At 38.0% G+C, this 19,080-nt stretch carries 14 protein-coding genes; all 14 read left to right on the top strand.

Annotated elements, in window-relative coordinates:
* The first annotated feature begins 293 nt into the window (after positions 1-293).
* The 14 genes from BM183_RS12680 to BM183_RS12745 all read left to right on the top strand — a co-directional run bounded on the left by BM183_RS12680 (position 294) and on the right by BM183_RS12745 (position 18,999).
* Complete coding sequence (locus BM183_RS12680) at positions 294-1,397, top strand: M28 family metallopeptidase (protein ID WP_091687246.1); 1,104 nt, start codon at positions 294-296, stop codon at positions 1,395-1,397.
* A 103-nt stretch (positions 1,398-1,500) separates the two neighbouring features.
* Entirely contained in the window at positions 1,501-2,142 is a 642-nt protein-coding gene (locus BM183_RS12685; protein ID WP_330392422.1) for a class I SAM-dependent methyltransferase, read from the top strand.
* An 89-nt stretch (positions 2,143-2,231) separates the two neighbouring features.
* Entirely contained in the window at positions 2,232-2,504 is a 273-nt protein-coding gene (locus BM183_RS12690) for a YciI family protein (protein ID WP_091687247.1), read from the top strand.
* A 154-nt stretch (positions 2,505-2,658) separates the two neighbouring features.
* Positions 2,659-3,099: a GNAT family N-acetyltransferase gene (locus tag BM183_RS12695; RefSeq protein WP_091687248.1), complete on the top strand. Its 441-nt coding sequence runs from the start codon at positions 2,659-2,661 to the stop codon at positions 3,097-3,099.
* A gap of 110 nt (positions 3,100-3,209) precedes the next feature.
* Complete coding sequence (locus BM183_RS12700) at positions 3,210-3,884, top strand: response regulator transcription factor (protein ID WP_091687249.1); 675 nt, start codon at positions 3,210-3,212, stop codon at positions 3,882-3,884.
* Positions 3,881-5,617, top strand: coding sequence for a sensor histidine kinase (locus tag BM183_RS12705; RefSeq protein ID WP_091687250.1), 1,737 nt, complete (start codon positions 3,881-3,883; stop codon positions 5,615-5,617). Before BM183_RS12700 ends, BM183_RS12705 begins: the two co-directional genes overlap by 4 nt.
* Before the next feature lie 212 nt (positions 5,618-5,829).
* A complete protein-coding gene (locus BM183_RS12710) occupies positions 5,830-6,435 on the top strand; it encodes a GDSL-type esterase/lipase family protein (protein ID WP_091687251.1) in 606 nt (201 codons plus the stop codon).
* 11 nt (positions 6,436-6,446) lie between these two features.
* Entirely contained in the window at positions 6,447-7,853 is a 1,407-nt protein-coding gene (locus tag BM183_RS12715) for an MBOAT family O-acyltransferase (RefSeq protein WP_091687252.1), read from the top strand.
* Between the two features lie 15 nt (positions 7,854-7,868).
* Positions 7,869-8,189, top strand: coding sequence for a DHHW family protein (locus BM183_RS12720; RefSeq protein ID WP_091687253.1), 321 nt, complete (start codon positions 7,869-7,871; stop codon positions 8,187-8,189).
* A gap of 194 nt (positions 8,190-8,383) precedes the next feature.
* Complete coding sequence (locus tag BM183_RS12725) at positions 8,384-14,506, top strand: glucoamylase family protein (RefSeq protein ID WP_091687254.1); 6,123 nt, start codon at positions 8,384-8,386, stop codon at positions 14,504-14,506.
* A 20-nt stretch (positions 14,507-14,526) separates the two neighbouring features.
* On the top strand, positions 14,527-16,959 hold the full coding sequence (locus BM183_RS12730) for a glycoside hydrolase family 94 protein (RefSeq protein WP_091687255.1): 2,433 nt from the start codon (positions 14,527-14,529) through the stop codon (positions 16,957-16,959).
* 179 nt (positions 16,960-17,138) lie between these two features.
* The gene (locus BM183_RS12735; protein WP_091687256.1) at positions 17,139-17,384 is read left to right on the top strand and encodes a hypothetical protein; all 246 of its coding nucleotides are present in this window, start codon (positions 17,139-17,141) and stop codon (positions 17,382-17,384) included.
* Positions 17,385-17,432: 48 nt separating this feature from the next.
* Positions 17,433-18,326 carry a PHP domain-containing protein gene (locus BM183_RS12740; RefSeq protein WP_091687257.1) on the top strand — a complete coding sequence of 298 codons (894 nt, stop codon included), beginning with the start codon at positions 17,433-17,435 and terminating at the stop codon, positions 18,324-18,326.
* Positions 18,327-18,564: 238 nt separating this feature from the next.
* Positions 18,565-18,999 (top strand): MarR family winged helix-turn-helix transcriptional regulator, encoded by a 435-nt coding sequence (locus BM183_RS12745; RefSeq protein ID WP_091687258.1) that lies wholly within the window; start codon positions 18,565-18,567, stop codon positions 18,997-18,999.
* Positions 19,000-19,080: the final 81 nt, after the last annotated feature.

The raw sequence follows: 19,080 nt of genomic DNA on the forward strand, positions 1-19,080 counted from the left end.
GGCATGCAGAGACAGTGTTTCTTTTATCTTAAAAAGGAAAATCTATTTTAAGAACTTGTAATGAAGATTAAGAAAGAAAAGAGGTTACTTATAATAGTAACCTCTTGCTATTTATGCATACAAATGATAAATTTATAGATATAAATTTTCCGGACAAATATGCCCATAGATTGGTGAGAAATTTACGGGTTTTATTACATCATATATAGAAGTTAAAGTGAAATTATAGTGGATGGAACAGAACCCATAATGGAGTTTTATTACATCATATATAGAAGTTAAAGGGGGAACAAATGGATAAATTAAAAGTGATAACTGCAGTTATGGTTATAGCTGTATTTTTAGCAGCCTGTCAAAATAAAGATGAACATTCAGAATCAAAGGAACCTGATATTACAGATGTATCGGCTGCTGAAATAGAAGACGGGAATTCAACGATAGTAACTTCTGAAGAGCAGACATCTTCACAGGAAACCCTAAAAGAAACAAAAAAAGCAGATGCCAAAATTATAGAGCAGAATATACAGGAGCTTATAAAAAACGGTAGCCGGAAATGGAATACGGATAGTGAACTTTTGGCTGCGAACTACTTAAAGAAACAAATGGAGAGCTACGGATATAATATCCACATTCAAGAATTCCCTGCTTATGAGTTTGATATAATGGCATCAGGAAATGGCGATTATTTTAATTTAAATCCCTATAATAGTGAAGCCATTGGAACAGGGCATAATGTTATAGCAGATATTAATACAGGAAAAGAGACAGATAAAGTCCTTGTAATGACTGCCCATTATGATACGGTATCAAAAGAACTTGGTATTATAGATAATACTTCCGGAGTAGTAACGCTATTAGAAGTTGCACGTCTGGTTTCTGAATTACATCTTCCTTTTAATCTAAGATTTATATTTTTTAGTTCGGAAGAAAGGTTTTTATATGGATCCAGGTACTATGTATCATCCTTAAGTTCAGAAGAATTGAGTAAAATAGCAGCATGTATTAATGTTGATATGGTGGGATATAAGAATGGGCAGGAGTTAATTGTGGCAACTCCTTACTTTGCTGACGACATTAATATTGTACACAACTCAGTGGATGGGGTAGAAAATTCCCTGGCCAAAGAATGGCATAGGATATTCCCTGAACTGGAAACCTTTGTTAAGGTTGAATCCTCAAGCGACCATTTCTCCTTTGAGAAAATGGAAATACCCAATATGATGATCACACAAAAATATTTCGATGTGGAGACAACCAGAAAGACCGATTCCGATCTGGACAATTTATCAATTACTGAATTGGAAAATACTATAAACTTAATAAAAGAGTATATTGAAAATTTAGATATATCAAAAGTTTATTATGAAAACATTCCATTAGTACCAGCAGTTAAGTAGAGAAATATCAGGAAACAAAAGCCAAATCAGCTATTCAGGTATTTTTTCTTACGAAGTGCCTTTGAAACACAAATACAGTCAGGCTCCTTAAGGAGTTAAACAGATGACATTAAATTTTTCATGGTGGATTGGAGAGGAAATGATGGGAAATACAGATAAGTTTGAAATGATAGCTAATATATATGACACCTCTGAAAGAGTCCAAATTGCTAAGGTATCATCAGATGCCATTCGTGAATGTTTATTTGATACTAAAAGCAAGAAAGCTATAGATTTCGGGTGTGGAACTGGTCTTGTAGGAATGGATTTGTTAAAGGATTTTAATACTATGCTTTTTCTGGATACATCACAAAACATGATTAATCAAATTAAGCAAAAAATATCCGGTTCTAATATACAGAATGCAGATACACTATGCTTTGACTTTGAAAAAGATAGTCTTTTGGATTTACATGCTGACTATATTTTTATGGCTCAGGTTTTACTCCATATTAGCGATGTTGAATTAGTGTTATCAAGATTATATGAGGTTCTAGAAGAAAGCGGACATTTACTAATTGTAGATTTTAATAAAAATGAAGAAATAGTTTCAGATATAGTTCATAACGGATTTGACCAAATAGAGTTAACGGATATTATGACTAAAATAGGATACAGGAATATTCGATCTAAAACTTTCTATACTGGAAGTAAAATATTCATGGGACATGACGCATCTTTATTCATTCTTGATTCTCAGAAGTAGAGCCAAAAATATTTATTATTATGCTGGGCTTAAGAATCTTAAGATTAATTGAAATTAGAAATCTTTAATACAAAGGAGCTGGAACAATAATGTATGTATACTTAATGAATAACATAAAGCCTCTCAATGAGGAGCTCATAAAAAGCCACGTGGAGCATTTAAAAAAATTAAAGAGCCAAGGTAAACTTGTACTTTGCGGGCCTTTCACGGATTATCCAGGAGGAATGGTTGTTTTCTTGGCTGAAGATTTGGCTGAAGCCATGAATATAGCAAAAGCGGATCCTTTTATTGCTTCAGGATGTAAATCCTTTGAGATTAGAACATTGGAATCAGCCAATGACGAAAATAATTATTTATTGTAGAATAGATAATTATTTTTAAAATTGAAGTAACATTTATCTTTGACGAAACTCCCTTATGTACCAAAGAGAGACGAGTTTGAATAGGTAAAAGATTCATTAATATTTAATACTAGCTACACAATTTAATAAAAATTATTAAACAATTGAGGTATAAATGAAAGATAATATTTTAGTTTTAGAAGCCAAACAAACAAATTATGAAGAATTACGGGATATATTCTTTACTGTCCGCCGAGATACTTTTCACTGGATAGATCCAAAAGAGTTGAAATTATCAGATTTTGACGAAAGTACAAAAGATGAGCTAATATTGGCTGCATTTATAAAAAATAAAATTGTTGGATTTGTATCAATTTGGGTACCAGATAAATTTATTCATAATTTATTTGTACTACAAGACTTTCAAGGTAAAGGTGTTGGAACAGTTCTTGTTAATGAAGCCATTAAAAAGGTAGGGCTGCCATTAACCTTAAAATGTGTAAAATCAAATACGAAGGCTTTTAATTATTACAAATCCCACAATTGGAAAATTGAAAAAGAAGAAATGGGCAGTGAAGGGTTATATTATCTAATGAAATATAGTAATCCTTCATAGATGAGTATAGGTTGCAATTAAAAATGAAAATAGTAAACCTTGAACTGCTATTTATGACTAACTAATGTTAATTCTAATTAAGCTTGTAATGACACAGATGGAGGCATGGGATGAATAAAATATTGGTTGTTGAAGATGAAGATATTTTACGTGAAGTGATAGTAGACTATCTAATGGAGGATGGATATCAGGTATTAGAGGCTGCAGATGGTGAAAAAGCTTTTGAGCTGTTTCAAACAAATTCCGTTGATTTAGTTATTTTAGATATTGTTCTTCCAAAGATTGACGGTTGGTCAGTATGCCGCAGAATACGGAAAAGTTCCGGTATCCCTATAATTATCTTAACCGCCCGCTCAGATGAGGATGACTCCCTTCTGGGATATGAGCTGGGAGCAGATGATTATCTGATTAAACCTTATAGCCCCCGCGTTTTAATGGCAAAAGTGAAACGGTTTCTTGAAAAATACTCAAGTACTGTGGAAGAAATACACCTGTCCGCTTGTGGTATTGTCATAAATATAGGATCAAGGCTTGTTTCTGTTGATGGTATTACAATAAATCTCACACATACAGAATTTGAGATTCTCCTTTACTTAATGCAAAATAAAGGAATTGTAATTACCAGAGAGCAATTAATCTCTAAAATATGGGGATATGATTTTTATGGTGATGAAAAGACAGTGAACAGCCATATCAGAAACCTGCGTGCCAAGCTGGGAAATAAGGGAAGCTGTATTGTAACGGTCATCCGTTCTGGATATAGATTTGAAGAGGAACAGATATGAAGAAAAGTATTGTTTTTAAATGGTTTGTTCTGACAGTTTTATTATTCTCTACCATGTTCTTATTCGTTGGAATCACGCAAAATTACTTTTTTGAGAAATATTATATTAATGAGAAATCAGATACCCTTGGAATGTATATGGACGAATACTCGGAAATAGCAATAAAAAAAGGAGGGGAAGCTGCATCTGGAGAGTTATATAGGAATAACCATGTTTGGATTACTAAGTTGGATGAATATGGACGCATTTGTGATGTGGAAAATTACTATATCGAAGTGGAATTGCAGAATGAATCCCAGAGTACTTTGCGAATTCCAATGTATTCCTTTGAAGGAGAATATTCTTCAGATGTACTCTCTTTATTAGAGGCAGGTGAAGAAGTGATTATAGATACAGTGAATATAGCAGACGAAAGGATACCTTATCTTATACAGACTGATTCCACGGGAGCGGTAAATTTAGATATTGCAAACAAGCTCCATGGCCCTTATGCAGATAAAGCTTATAATCACCTTATCACTGGCATATTAAGAGGAAGGATAACGAAAACTGAATTCCCTGAGCAAAGTTCCTATATTTTGTTTCCTTACAATGAACATTATTTTATAAAACAGGTAAAAGAATTTCAAGTTGGTCTGTTGGCGGACAATGGGAAACCCCTTCAGCATACGAAAGAACTCAGTGCAACAGAAAATTTTGCAGAATATAAGATCATTATTAAACCAGTTATTGAAAATGGTGTAACGAAATATATTTTTGCTATGACTTCTCTTCAGCCGGTAGATGAAGCAGTGGCGGTTATACGGCAATTCTATCCATACTATTTTGGATTTACCTTTCTATGTATTATATTTTTAGCATTTATTTTTTCAAAGTGGCTGGCAAAACCACTGATATCTATTAATCAGGTAACAGGGAAAATAGCAAACATGGATTTTACAGAAAAGCTGCCGGTACGTTCTGCAGATGAAATTGGTCAGCTATCCCAAAAAATTAACTACCTGTCGAATCAGATGGAAACATATATTGGTCAGCTTAAACAGGATCTTGATAAGGAGAGAAAGCTGGAAACTATACGGAAGGAATTTATTGCAGGGGTATCTCATGAACTGAAGACGCCTCTTGCTGTTATGAAAAGTTGTCTGTCTATTTTAAGAGACGGAATTGCAGCTGAAAAAAGGGAACATTACTTTCAGGCCATGGAAGACGAAATACAGCGGACGGACTTGCTGGTTGTTAATATGCTGGATCTGGCTAAGTTTGAATCTGGTACCTATAAGCCTGAAATGGCTCCTTTTGAAATAGATATGGCGATTACCGAAGTATGCAGGTCACTGGCTGAGCAAATAAAGAAGAAAAATCTCTCTCTTACATTAAGTATTTGTTCTCAAATGGTAGTTGGTCATAAAGGTCTAATCAGCCGTGTTATCACTAATTTTCTAAGTAATGCAATTAGGCATACTGAAAATGGACATACAATCGTAATTGCTGTAAAATGCAATGAACAGACTGCAGAAATCAGCGTAGAAAATCAGGGGAACCCCATATCGGAGGAATACAGAAAAAAGATATGGGATCAATTCTACCGGGTAGAGGCACGGACATCCAAAGCAGGTACAGGTCTTGGACTATCCATATCCAAGGAAATACTGGAGCTTCATCATGCAGTTTATGGCGTAGAAAATACGAAAGATGGCGTACGATTTTTCTTTACTCTGCCAATACAGCCGTAAAATATTATTATATTTAATATGAAAGATATATACTTTAATTGCAACACCTCTTATTCAAAAATTAAGATTTAACCGATGAAACAGCTATGGAGAATTCTTCATAGCTGTTATTTTAAAATAATTATTTAATATCTAAACTTTATCCTATCTGCATCTGTTCTGCATCAAACAGATGTAATATCTATGTATCAAATAAGAAAAGAGGTTTTTATATGAAAAAAATAATGATCAGTTTCCTAATAGGTATTTTACTGGTTGGTGTAACTGCCTGCGGGAACACAAAGGACGAAAAAGATATTGCAGCTAATTTTAAGAACAGTGTACTTATGGGAGATTCCATTACCGAGGGCTTTGCCATTAATGAAATTCTACCGCTGGAAAATGTAATAGCCGGGGCGGGAGCTACAGCCGGTTTTACTTATGATGATATTGACACTTTGGTTGAAAAGAAACCGGATAACGTCTTTATCATGTTAGGATCCTGTGACATACTCATGCCTGTGGATGATCCTAAAGAATTATTCAGAGATGATTTAACGAAATTAATCAACTCGATAAAGGAAGAACTTCCTGACTGTAAAATATATCTTCAATCCATAACACCTGTAACACAGGAGACAATAAAACAAGAACCCCGCTATGAAGGAATAGATGAATATAATGAACTTATAAAGGAGTTAGCAGACAAGTTATCGGTAGATTATGTTGACATAGGAACAATAGTAAAGGAAAATACCCATTTATTTGCCGAAGATGGTGTTCATTTCAAGAAAGAATTTTATAACATATGGCTAAAAGAACTCTCTAAATCATTATAGGGGGTGGACATATGGTTTTCAGCAGTCTGTTTTTTATATTTGCTTTTTTACCGGTTACAGTCATTTTGTATTATTCTTCAGGAAAGCATCTCAGGAATATTGTTCTGCTGGTCGCAAGCCTGTTTTTCTATGCATGGGGAGAGCCTGCCTATGTGTTATTGATGTGTATATCTATAATAATTAATTACTATATAGCAACTCTCTTTGGTAGAAATGACATCTGTAATCGAAAAAATAAGTTTTATTTAATTATAAGCCTGGTGTTCAATTTAGGCTGCCTTGCATATTTTAAATATTTTGGCATGATCATAAGTACAATAGCATCCATGGGCAATTGGAAATTGAATGGGGGAACACCAGCACTTCCTATAGGAATTTCCTTTTATACCTTTCAGTCTCTATCCTACGTGATTGATGTATACAGAGGCAAAACAAAGCCTCAGAAAAACCTGATAATTTATGCTCTTTATATAACTATGTTTCCCCAGTTAGTGGCAGGTCCTATTGTAAATTATGGAGATATTGAAAGACAGTTAGCTGACAGGAGGGTTAATTTAAAGGAATTTTCCTTCGGAATACGGCGTTTCCTATGTGGACTTGCAAAAAAAGTTCTTCTTGCCAACAACATAGGTGTATTCTGGTCTAATGTAAAAAATATGCCAGGTACAGAAATTTCAATGGTCATGGCATGGGCTGGAATTATTGCTTTTACATTACAAATTTACTTCGATTTTAGTGGGTATTCAGATATGGCCATTGGTTTAGGAAAAATGTTTGGATTTCATTTCAAAGAAAATTTCCAATATCCATATATTTCACAAAGTATCTCGGAATTTTGGCAGAGGTGGCATATCTCTCTGGGATCATGGTTTAAGGAATATGTATATATTCCTCTAGGCGGAAGCCGTGTCGGTAAGTGGAAACTGATACGGAACTTATTCATCGTATGGTTCCTCACAGGACTCTGGCATGGTGCAAGCTGGAATTTTGCTTTATGGGGATTATATTTTGGAACTTTAATTTTTATAGAAAAAGTAGTTTTTCGTAAAAGTATGATGGTTTGGCCAAAGGCTATTCGGCATATATACTCCTTGTTCTTTGTTGTTATAGGTTGGGTATTTTTTGAATTTACTAACCTGACGGACATATTTTGCTTTCTGAGGCTCATGTTTGGAATTAAGGTAAATTCCTTTGCAGATAATCAAGCAATTGTTGAACTAAAATCTTATATCATATTATATATGGTTTGTATCATTGCCGCTTCCCCATGGCCAAAGAAAGTGTCATTGTATTTTAGAAATACCTATAGTAATTTTTACAGGTTAGCCGTTAACATATATTATTGCATACTGTTGTTCTTTTCAACAGCATATATGGTCGCTTCCACCTATAACCCATTTATATATTTTCGATTTTAAAGGGAGGATTCATAAATGAATAATAAAAAATACTTTGATATTATAAAGAATTTTCTAGATATGGTTCCAATTTTATTTATACTTGCTATGTTTATATTACATCTGGTTCTTCCCAATAAAACCTTTTCAACAGAGGAGCGGCGTTATTTAAACCAATGGCCCTCTTTTCATATTGAAAAAGTATTAAATGGTAGTTATGGTACTAAAGTCGAATCCTATTTTTCAGATCAGTTTCCTTTTCGTAATTTTTGGATTCAAATTCAGGAAGATTGCAATCAAATTATACATGAAATAAAAACTGAAGAAAATTATAGTCATACAAACTACCTTAAATAGATATTTAGCCATGGCCAAGGTTCGTAGGAACAAGAAATTTTGTATAAATTTTATAAATCTGACAGGAAATTAATAAGAAACATAAAAATTGGCACAATATAATATTGTGCTATTTTTTTTGGAAAAACAGACAAACTATCTGTAAGAAGATACTAATCTTGTCAAAGGATTTCTTAAATAAGGAGGAGCTTCAATTGCTGATCATCTTGTTGGAAGGAATTAATTTTTATATAAATTCACCGTTTTTGCTGATTATTTTATTGATATTAATTGCATTGATCTGTTTTGTTTTATTAATGCTATATTATAGGTACAACCATATTGGTAAAAAAGTACATTTTCCCGTTTGTTTACCTGATGAAGGAGAAAAACCGGGTCACAGTGAATGGGAGAAACAGATGCTTGATCTGGCAGAAAGCCATGATCAGGTCAGACTAATCGGATACAGCTTTGTTCTTAATGACTATAATCAGGCTGCCTATAAAAAACTGAATAAAATTAGGGACAGCATCTCTGTCCTGTCCACTGATATTATTTCCCTGATTCCGGCAGCACGCTGGCTCTTTGACAATTTCCAGATGATGTACCGGGAGATTAAAAAAGTGCGTACCTCGGGAAACAGTTATGCGGTATTGCCAATCCTGAAGGTAAAGGAATACCGTAACTTTCCACGTATATATGTTGTGGCTAAGAAAATGGTGGCCCTTACCGGCGGACACCTAAGTGAAGAAAATATTTCTGTGATGCTGAAGGCTTATCAGCAGAAGATTTCACTTACGGACAAGGAAATCTGGGTTTTGCCGGAAATGCTGGGATTTTGCCTTCTTGAAGAAATCATTGTAATTGCGGATGAGATTCTTCATATAATTGATGTGAAGTCAAAGGCTGATAAATTCCTTAGGGAAAAGCTGGAGGAGAAGCAGGGATTGGTAGATATATCGGCGTTGCTTTGCGAAATAGAAGATAACCTGAAACTGAATTACTCGTTTCATGCCCATGTAATATACCTGCTGAAAAATATGTCTTTTAATGAAGCATCCATTCAAAGGTATTTGGAATATCATTTTGCTTCCTTAGATAGACAGGTAAAAACCTCTGACATATTTTTGGAGGAAGGAAGGATTGAATCATTCCTTGAGACGAATATCAGGACTTTAATTGTCAGCCTCAGGGATATTGATGAAGTGGATGAAGAAAAATTCTTTGAAGAATATTCCTGCCTGGAGCAGATTTTGTCACAGGATCCGGACGGTGTTTATTCAAAGATGGATTTGGAAGCCCGGGGAATGTACCGGGGAGTTATCGTTAAATTATCCCTCCGTTATCAGCTGGCGGAGGAAAAGATAGCGAAAGATTGTCTGGAACTGGCAATACAGGGAAGGGAGGATCTGCACTGTTCTCATCATGTGGGTGCCTATCTTTTGGGCAAGGGTTACCCTATTCTGAAAGCAAAGGTATTAGGTAAACCTATCCCACAAAACCTAAAGAAAAAGAAAAATGTAAAGGGCATCATTTACTTCCTTTCTCTGTTCCTTATTATTCTGGGGCTGAGTGCCTGCCTGCTCTATGGCTTCCGAACCTCTGGTGCCATACAGCTTACCATCCGGTCTGTAATTACCCTTCTGGTGGTAATGCCGCTATTAATGGGTATTTCCATAGAGATTACTAATTTTATATTTACCAGAAGAATAATGGTTAAGAAGATTCCTTCTCTTAATTACTTGAAAGAAATACCTGAGGAAGCAAGAACATTTGTAGTCATGCCAGTTATCGTCTCCTCCAAGGAACAGGGGATTGAGTATATGAACCGCCTTCAGAAGAATTATCTGGCAAACCGGCAGCCCAACCTTTACTATGCATTGCTCCTTGATTTTGAGGATTCTCCCCGCCAGTTCATGCCGAAGGATAAGGTGATCCAGAGTGCCCTTGTTGCACGTATGGAGGAACTGAATGAACTCTACCCATCAGAACACCAGCGGTTTTCACTATTTTTCCGCTACCGCAAATGGAATGAGGCGGAGAACTGTTATATGGGCTGGGAACGCAAGAGAGGAAAGCTGGAAGAGTTTAATAACCTTTTAAATGGGGTCAAAAAGGAGAATACCACTTTTTCTTCCGTTTTTTGTGATGATGAGCTTCTTACCACCTTCCGATATGTTATTACACTGGATGCAGATACGAATCTGATTCGTGACAATGCTTCAAAACTGGTGGGATTGATTGATCATCCTTTAAATAAACCAATTTTGGATCCCGTAGATCAAAAGGTAAAGGAGGGCTATGTCATAATTCAGCCTTCGGTAAGAAATCATATTGCAGATAAGAACGGCAGCAGGTTTACGAAAATCTTTGGAGGAGAATCGGGACTTGCTCATTATGGAACTGTAATATCGGATATCTACCAGGATATTTTCAACGAAGGTATCTATATCGGGAAGGGCATCTATGATATTAAAGCCTTTCACAAGGTCCTTCATAATAAGGTGCCGGAAAACCGGATACTCAGTCATGACCTTTTTGAGAGCTGTTATGCACGAACGGCTTTTTCCAGTACTGCTAAGATTATGGACAATTTCCCTAACAGCGTTTTATCTTTCACCAAAAGGGAACACCGATGGCTGCGAGGGGATTGGCAGCTGCTGCCCTGGTTGTTTATGAAGAAGACCCCTGACGGGAGATGCCTAAGCCCATTGTCAAAATGGAAAATCTTTGACAACTTAAGACGAAGCCTGGTTCCCTTAAGTAAAACTCTGTTCGTCTTACTGAATCTGGCATGGATGCCAAAAGCATATTACCTTTGGATACCATTGGTTTTCTTTAATGATATATTTAACCTGATTATTTTATTGCTTGCAGTAATTACCCAGAAGCTGATCCGGCCAAAGCTTGCTCTTGTTTATAAAGGCTTTTTTAAGGAGCTTGCTGCCATGTTGGAAAGAGCATTCCTGGAGTTTACAATCACTCCCTACCGTGCCTATGTGGCATCAGATGCAATTGTCAGAACCCTGTATCGGATCTTTATCAGCAAAAAGGATCTGCTTCGCTGGAATACGGCAGAATCAGTAGATGCCTCCATTATAAATACCAGAAAAGGATATTTTCTTACTATGTGGAGCTCTCTTCTTCCGGCATTGGCAATTTTGATGATTTTATTCATGGGATATTTGAGCCCGGCAGGAATTATTCTGTCAGTAATCATTATTGCCGACTGGAGCATTGCTTTTGAAATTGCATACCGTATCAGCCAGCCGGAAAAGAAGCATCATCAGAGGGATAAAGCGCAGGACAGAGGAGTACTTTTGGATACTGCCCGCAGAACCTGGCAGTTTTTTAAGGATTTTACTAACAAGGAGAATAACTGGCTTTGTCCGGATAATTACCAGATTGGGGTAGTTGAAAAAGTCAGTGAAAAAACATCTCCCACCAATATCGGACTTCAATTTTTGGCAATCCTGTCAGCAAGGGATTTTGGGTTTGAAACTCTCAGCTCTACGGTAGAAGCCGTGGAAAAACTAATGGATACAGTTCAGAAAATGCCGAAATGGAAGGGACATCTCTATAACTGGTATCATATTAAAACCCTGGAAGTTCTGGATCCTGCCTATATATCGACTGTAGACAGCGGTAATTTCCTGGGACATCTGGTGGCCTTAAAAAACGGCCTTCTGGAACAGATTGACAAACCAGTTTATCCGGATAATTTTCTTTCTGAACTTAAGATTGCGGTAAAGAACAGCAATAAGGAAATTCAGCAAAGAACAGGAAAGCCTGGGGGAAATGAGCTTAAAATGGGTTATACAAGGATAGGTGAGCTAATAGAAGATGTTGCGGATATATGGGAAAATTTAAACGAGAGGGATCTTAGACCAGTAAAAGATTACCGCTATACCCGGAAGCTGATGAACCTCATTGATAGTTTTGTTATTGAAGCTGCGGTTTTAAAGCTGAAGGAAGAAAGTTTTTCCTCCCATCCTACCCTTCGCCGTATTGCAGCTGAGGGAAATAAATTTGCTAATACCATGATTAACCGGATTATAGAACTTAGTAATAAAATAGATAATATTTTAGAAAATGTTGATTTTCGTTTTTTATTCAACAAAAAGAGAATGTTATTCCATATCGGATATCACGTACCCTCCCACATGCTGGATGAGGGTTGTTACGACCTGATGGCATCGGAATCAGCACTTACAAGCCTTCTTGCCATAGCGATGGGGGAAGTACCATTAAAACATTGGAATAAATTAGGAAGACCCCTGACTATCGTTAAAGGTATTCCGTGCTTTGTATCCTGGAGCGGTACCATGTTTGAATATCTGATGCCCAATCTTGTATTCAAAGAATATGAAGGCTCAGTTTATGCACAGACCTCCAGAGCAGCGGTATTCCAGCATATGAAGTATGCAAAGGATTCCGATATACCTTGGGGTATATCAGAATCCCAATATTACCGTTTTGATTTACACTCAAATTACCAGTACAAAGCCTTCGGTGTTCCAAAAATAAGGCTTCAGCCGGTCCGTAAGAATCCCCTTGTGGTTGCTCCCTATGCAACAATGCTGGCACTGGATATCGCAGGAGAGGAATCCATGAGAAATCTTAAGCGGCTGAAGGAATTAGGAGCCTTTGGGGATTACGGTTTCTTTGAATCTATAGATTTTAACGTACCGAATTCTGTGGAATTGACACCCTATTGCATTGTGAAATCCTATATGGCCCATCATCAGGGGATGAATCTGGCTGCCATTAATAATTATCTGAATAAGGGTATCCTTAGGGAAAGATTTCATGGGGAGATGATGATAAAGGCAACAGAAGTCTTACTGGAGGAAAAACGCCAGTCCCATTTGATTTCCATTGCCAAACGTGGATATACAATAAAGATCGGTAAACCTCTCTTTAAAGAAATTATTTACAGTAATCGATATGTTAACAGTGTGGCAGTGAATCCAACCGTTGCAAATTATCTGTCAAATGGCAAGTATTCACTGATGATAACTTCTGATGGGGACGGTTTCAGTAAATATGATGACCGGATGCTTTACCGCTGGAGATCGGATATTTATGCAAATACAGGCAATTATATTTATATTAAAGATATGAAGCAGGGGAAGATTTGGAGTACCACCTATCATCCTACAAAGACGGAGCCTGAGGATTATCAGGTAGTATACTGTCCCCATAAAGCGGAATTTAAACGGAGGGACGGGGATATCTCAACACACATGATCGTAAGCCTGGATGCGGATCATAATCTGGAGATACGAAAGGTCACACTTACCAATCACGGGAATGAAGAAAAACAGTTGGAAGTGACCAGTTATCTGGAGGTGGTGGATGATACCCATCTGGCAGAGATAAGCCATCCTGCCTTTAATAAACTCTTTCTGGAAAGTGAGTATTTGGAAGAACAGGAAATCTTTCTTGCAAAAAGACGGCGCAAGAAGGAGGAGGATAATCCTTATCTTATGCATATGGTAAGAACAGGAAGAAAGTTATGCAAAAAAGTAGAATACGAAAATGACAGAAAGCGCTTTATAGGAAGAAATAACACCTTAGAAAATCCGGATTCAGTAGTTAACAGTATCACCTTTTTCAATAATTCGGGCTTTTGCAATGATCCCATTATGAGCCTGCGGGCGCAGTTTTGCATAGAGCCGGGTGAAACAGCCTGTATTTCTTTCATTACCGGAGTGTGTAACAGTAAAGAGGAAGCAATAAAAATAGGAGGGGAATTGAATGTATGTTACCGGATTGATGATATCCTGGAGAAATTCCGGCTTCAAAAGAACCTGGAGTTAAAGTATTTGGAAATAACAAGGGCTCAGCTAAACGCCTTTCAGGATCTGATCAGCCCCATCTTCTATCCTGCAGGTATTTATCGGGGGCCGGATGAAAATATAAGACGGAACTTTAAGAATCAAAGTTTCTTATGGAAATTCGGCGTATCCGGCGATAATCCCATTCTGCTTTTAACGGTTCGCTCCATTGATGAGGAAAGAATCGTAAGGGATGTATTAAAGGCTTACGAATATCTGAGAATCAACCGTGTTATGGTGGATCTGATTATCCTTATTGATTCTAAACATGGTTATCTTCAAGAAGTAGATGAATTAATTAATGATATGACAAGTTCACTTCGGATTTATGATTCCGGAAGCGAGAAACCAAGCTTTTTTACATTGCATACCTATGATATGATACCGGCGGAAATTGATTTGCTGTACACGGTAGCCCGGGTGGTATTTTCAGAGAAGACGGGAATTTATTTTACCAATGTAAAAGAAAATCAGTATGAGTTACTTGAGGAATATTAGGTTTTAAGGAGGAAAAGGCTTTGAACACAGCATATGTACCAACGATACAGGAGAAAGAAACAGGAAATTATGAATTTTTTAACGGCTTCGGGGCATTTGTCTGTGAGGGCAGAGAGTATGAAATTCTGCTGGAAGGTAATAACAGACCGCCGGCACCCTGGATTAATGTTGTCTCAAATAAGAACTTTGGCTTCCAGATATCGGAGTCGGGCGGGGGTTTTACCTGGAGTATCAACAGCAGGGAGAATAAGCTTACACCCTGGTCCAACGACCCTGTAAGTGACATGGCCTCCGAGGCGATCTATATTCTGGATGAAATAACCGGTGAGGTGATAACGCCCATGTCCCTTGGAAGATCTGACCGGGGCATTTACCGGGTAAGACACGGTTTTGGCTACAGCAAATTCCTTCATGAGGAAGGACTCCTTAATCAGGAACTGACGGTTTTTACTCCTCTGGATGAATCATTGAAGCTATGGAATCTTAAGCTGACAAATCACTCTGATAAAGTAAAATATTTAAGCCTGACCTATTATGTGGAATGGGTTCTTGGCACCCAGAGGGAGCAAACCAGTCCCTATGTTCTAACTTCTTATGACAATGAGCACGAATATTTATATGCTAAGAATATTTACACCCTGAATTTTCAAAACAGCTATCCTTATCTGTTTTCCAGTGAGATGATTGTCGGTTATACTGGAGACAGGCAGGAGTTCCTGGGACAGACAGGCAGTATCCGGGAACCTCGGGGAGCTGAAGTCAAGCTATCCTGTAATACAGGAGTGTGCTATGATCCCTGCGGAGCAATTCAGGTATCTGTGGCAATACAGCCCCAGGAAAGTAAGACTGTATTGTTCGGACTTGGGTACAGCAGCAACCTTAACGAGATATATAAAATCAGGTACAAGTACAGGGATGTGACCGCTTCAGAAAAGGAGCTTGATAGGGTGAAAGCCTACTGGAACAGGTTATTAGGGACAGTTCAGGTGAAGACGAGAGACAGGGCTATTGATATTCTGGTTAACGGCTGGCTGCTATATCAGACTGTATCCTGCCGTATTAATGCAAGAGCAGGCTTTTATCAGTGCGGAGGGGCTTATGGATACCGGGACCAGCTTCAGGATACCCTTTCCCTTCTTTTTACAGAATCAGATATTCTGCGCAGTCAAATACTAATTGCCTGCAGCAGGCAGTTTGAGGAAGGGGATGTCCAGCATTGGTGGCATCCTCCGATGGGGTTAGGGGTAAGAACGAGAATAACCGATGATTTACTATGGCTGCCTTATTGCACTGCCGCTTACATCCGAAGTACCGGAGATACCACAATTTTAAAGGAGCAGGTGCCTTATATCAAAGGTCCGGTACTGGAGGAAGATCAGCATGATGTAATGTTTACCCCTGAAATATCCCAGCGTTCCGAAAGTGTTTATGAACATTGTAAAAAAGCCATCCAACGGACTGGTTTTGGAGAACACGGACTTCCTCTCATGGGGGGAGGTGACTGGAATGACGGTATGAATGAGGTAGGAATCATGGGGAAGGGAGAGAGTGTTTGGCTGGCCTGGTTCTTATATACCGTATTGGGTGACTTCATTCCTTTGTGTTATCTTGAAGGCGATGGGGCTTACGGCCAGGAACTGGAGAAGAAGCGGGAAACCCTGCTAAAAAGCATTGAAGAACACGCCTGGGATGGGGAGTGGTATCTTCGGGCCTTTTATGATGACGGCTCGAAGCTTGGTTCAAAGGAAAATGATGAGTGCAGAATAGATTCCATCAGCCAGTCCTGGAGTGTGATATCTAAAGGGGCGCAGAAGGAACGGGCAAAAACAGCAATGCAGTCGGCATGGCGTTATCTGGTAATGGAGGAAGAAGCACTTTCTTTACTTTTGGCACCTCCCTTTAATAAAACAAGCAAGAACCCAGGATATATCAAGAATTATATCCCCGGTATCCGGGAAAACGGAGGCCAATATACCCACGCGGCAGCTTGGCTGGCGATTGCTACATCCATGCTCCATGACTATAATATGGCAGAAACCCTGTTCACCATACTTAATCCCATTCACATTACGAAAAACCGGAAGGATGCCCTTAGATACGAAAAGGAACCTTATGTTATGACAGCTGATATATCTCTTAGCCCCCCCTATACCGGAAGAGGTGGTTGGAGCTGGTATACCGGTTCCGCAGGCTGGATGTATCAGGGGCTGCTAAGCTGGTTTTTAGGCATTCGTAAAGAGGGGAATGAGCTGATCATTGATCCGGCAACACCGGCAAGTTTTGGCGATTTTTCCATTGAATATAAGTATGGCAGTTCACTCTATGAAATCAGAGTTGAGAGCAGAAGCAAGGGAATGCTGACAACGGAAACAATCATTGTGGATGACAGGTTGGTACAGGGGAACAGAGTTATGTTGGAGGACGACGGAGAAAGGCATCGGATTATAGTATAGTTCCTTGTTTTTATGGTTTACAATCAATAGGATTGAGGAAATCGGACGGCAGTTAAATGGAAGTTCCTCTACATTGATTCATAGCGTGCTGGTTGCTAGGGGAAAGGGAATAAGTAATATTTAAATACAATATTGACAGAAATAATACTAAAGCTTATACTTTCGATATCCAATACTCCATGCTTGTGTCAAAAATCATTTGCTGGATATACGGTATCCTAAATCCCAAGTATGTTGCCCTTGGAGGACCTGACTTTAGAAAAGAATGCATTGGAGCAATCAGGGATAACTTGTATGCCTCACTTCCCCATAATATGCTTGCTGAAATCCTCCATTCACCGGATATCCGGCATGATTATTATGAGGGCATGGCTTTTCTTACGGCAGGCAGGATTTTTGATGATGTTCAATTCTTAAAGGAGTAACAGAAAAAAAGCGCGGAAAGCCGCAGCAAAGTATCAGGGGGAATTTTAATGTCAAAAGTTGATTTGCATATTCATTCGAAATACAGTGATGACGGTGAATTTTCAGTTACAGAAATCTTAGATAGGTGTAAAGGGTTAGAAATGAAGCTGGTGTCTATTACAGACCACAATTCCGTAAAGGCTGTAGCCGATGCACTTGAATGTAATGCAGGACTTCGCGTTATATCCGGCGTGGAGCTGGATTGCACCTATAAAGGCATGAATTTTCATTTACTAGGTTACAGTTTTGACCATACACGAAGAGAATTTTCAGAAATTGAGCAGGACATATTTACCCAAGAGATGGGGGCGGCGGAGGAAAAAATCCACTTATTTCGAAAAGCAACCGGTATTCCGGTTAGCATAGTTGAGGTTGTTACCGCCGCAAAAGGCGGCATTATTACAGGAGAACTAATCGGGGAGATTGTTCTGGCAAAAGAAAATGCCTCAGAGTTCGAGGTGTTAAAGCCATATTTGCCAGGCGGAGTAAAAAGCGATATGCCAAATGTTCGGCTCTATTGGGACTACTTTTCTCCGGGGAAACCGGCATACGTACCAATCCGATATATCTCCCTACCGGACGGGATAAAGCTTATCCATAAAGCAAATGGATTTTCTGTATTAGCTCATCCCGGTCAAAATTTATCCAATCATTATAATGTGCTAAACAAAATCATAGCGGAGGGTATTGATGGTATTGAAGTTTTTTCATCCTATCATTCTCCGGAGGAAAAAACTTATTTTCTTAATGTTGCGAAACAAAACGGATTGCTGATTACCTGTGGAAGTGATTTTCACGGAAAGAATAAGCCTAATATACAGATTGGCTGTCACGGTTCCACATTAGATGATAGAGAATTGATTGAAAACATTATTGAAAGACAGGGATCAGGGGCTTTATAGCTGGCACGTTATGATTTAGATGAAACTGTAAAAACACAAATAGAATAGAGGAAATCCAAAGGCATCAGCATGAAAATTCTGGTGCCTTTGTTTTCATAAAAACCAATATGGTTGATCCACCACTATAATAGTGGCTTTGGAGCAAAAGAAGAACAATTAAAAAAAATCTTGACAAAAAATATATAACAGGCTAAAATACTAACAGTGTTAGGCTATTATTGAAAGAAGGTGTGTATTAATGGATTACATGGAGTTAGCAAAACAATTTCTTCATAACTCTTACCAGTTTCGGAAGCGGGGGCATCAAAAGAAAATTGATGAAACCATGCAGGGAGAAGCTTTTGCCATACTATATATTTTAAGACAAGGGGACATCGTCTTGCCAAGTGAGATCAGCAATGAAATGAATATAAGCTCTGCAAGGGTTGCTGCTATGCTGAACAGCCTTGAGAACAAAGGGCTTGTCACACGGCAAATTGACAAAAGTGATCGAAGAAAGATTTTGGTTGAACTTACTCAGGAAGGAAAAGAACTGGCAGAAAAACATAATCAAATGGTTGTTAACAATACAGCGCGGATGCTGGAGCTGTTAGGTGAGCATGACGCCAAAGAATTGGTGAGAATTATGGGAAAGCTGGCCATGTTAGCACCGAAAATTACACATTGTGAATAATGCGGCCGATATTGCGGCCGTAAAAAATACTCAGATTACTAACACTATTAGTATGTATCATTATTAGGAAAGGCAGGAATC

This window comes from Anaerocolumna aminovalerica, from assembly GCF_900115365.1.
In the GTDB taxonomy this organism is placed as follows: domain Bacteria; phylum Bacillota; class Clostridia; order Lachnospirales; family Lachnospiraceae; genus Anaerocolumna; species Anaerocolumna aminovalerica.

Excerpts from the sequence above, each read along its gene's own strand:
- BM183_RS12680 (WP_091687246.1), top strand. The coding sequence starts at position 294 with ATGGATAAATTAAAAGTGATAACTGCAGTTATGGTTATAGCTGTATTT.
- BM183_RS12685 (WP_330392422.1), top strand. The coding sequence starts at position 1,501 with ATGACATTAAATTTTTCATGGTGGATTGGAGAGGAAATGATGGGAAAT.
- BM183_RS12690 (WP_091687247.1), top strand. The coding sequence starts at position 2,232 with ATGTATGTATACTTAATGAATAACATAAAGCCTCTCAATGAGGAGCTC.
- BM183_RS12695 (WP_091687248.1), top strand. The coding sequence starts at position 2,659 with ATGAAAGATAATATTTTAGTTTTAGAAGCCAAACAAACAAATTATGAA.
- BM183_RS12700 (WP_091687249.1), top strand. The coding sequence starts at position 3,210 with ATGAATAAAATATTGGTTGTTGAAGATGAAGATATTTTACGTGAAGTG.
- BM183_RS12705 (WP_091687250.1), top strand. The coding sequence starts at position 3,881 with ATGAAGAAAAGTATTGTTTTTAAATGGTTTGTTCTGACAGTTTTATTA.
- BM183_RS12710 (WP_091687251.1), top strand. The coding sequence starts at position 5,830 with ATGAAAAAAATAATGATCAGTTTCCTAATAGGTATTTTACTGGTTGGT.
- BM183_RS12715 (WP_091687252.1), top strand. The coding sequence starts at position 6,447 with ATGGTTTTCAGCAGTCTGTTTTTTATATTTGCTTTTTTACCGGTTACA.
- BM183_RS12720 (WP_091687253.1), top strand. The coding sequence starts at position 7,869 with ATGAATAATAAAAAATACTTTGATATTATAAAGAATTTTCTAGATATG.
- BM183_RS12735 (WP_091687256.1), top strand. The coding sequence starts at position 17,139 with ATGCTTGTGTCAAAAATCATTTGCTGGATATACGGTATCCTAAATCCC.
- BM183_RS12740 (WP_091687257.1), top strand. The coding sequence starts at position 17,433 with ATGTCAAAAGTTGATTTGCATATTCATTCGAAATACAGTGATGACGGT.
- BM183_RS12745 (WP_091687258.1), top strand. The coding sequence starts at position 18,565 with ATGGATTACATGGAGTTAGCAAAACAATTTCTTCATAACTCTTACCAG.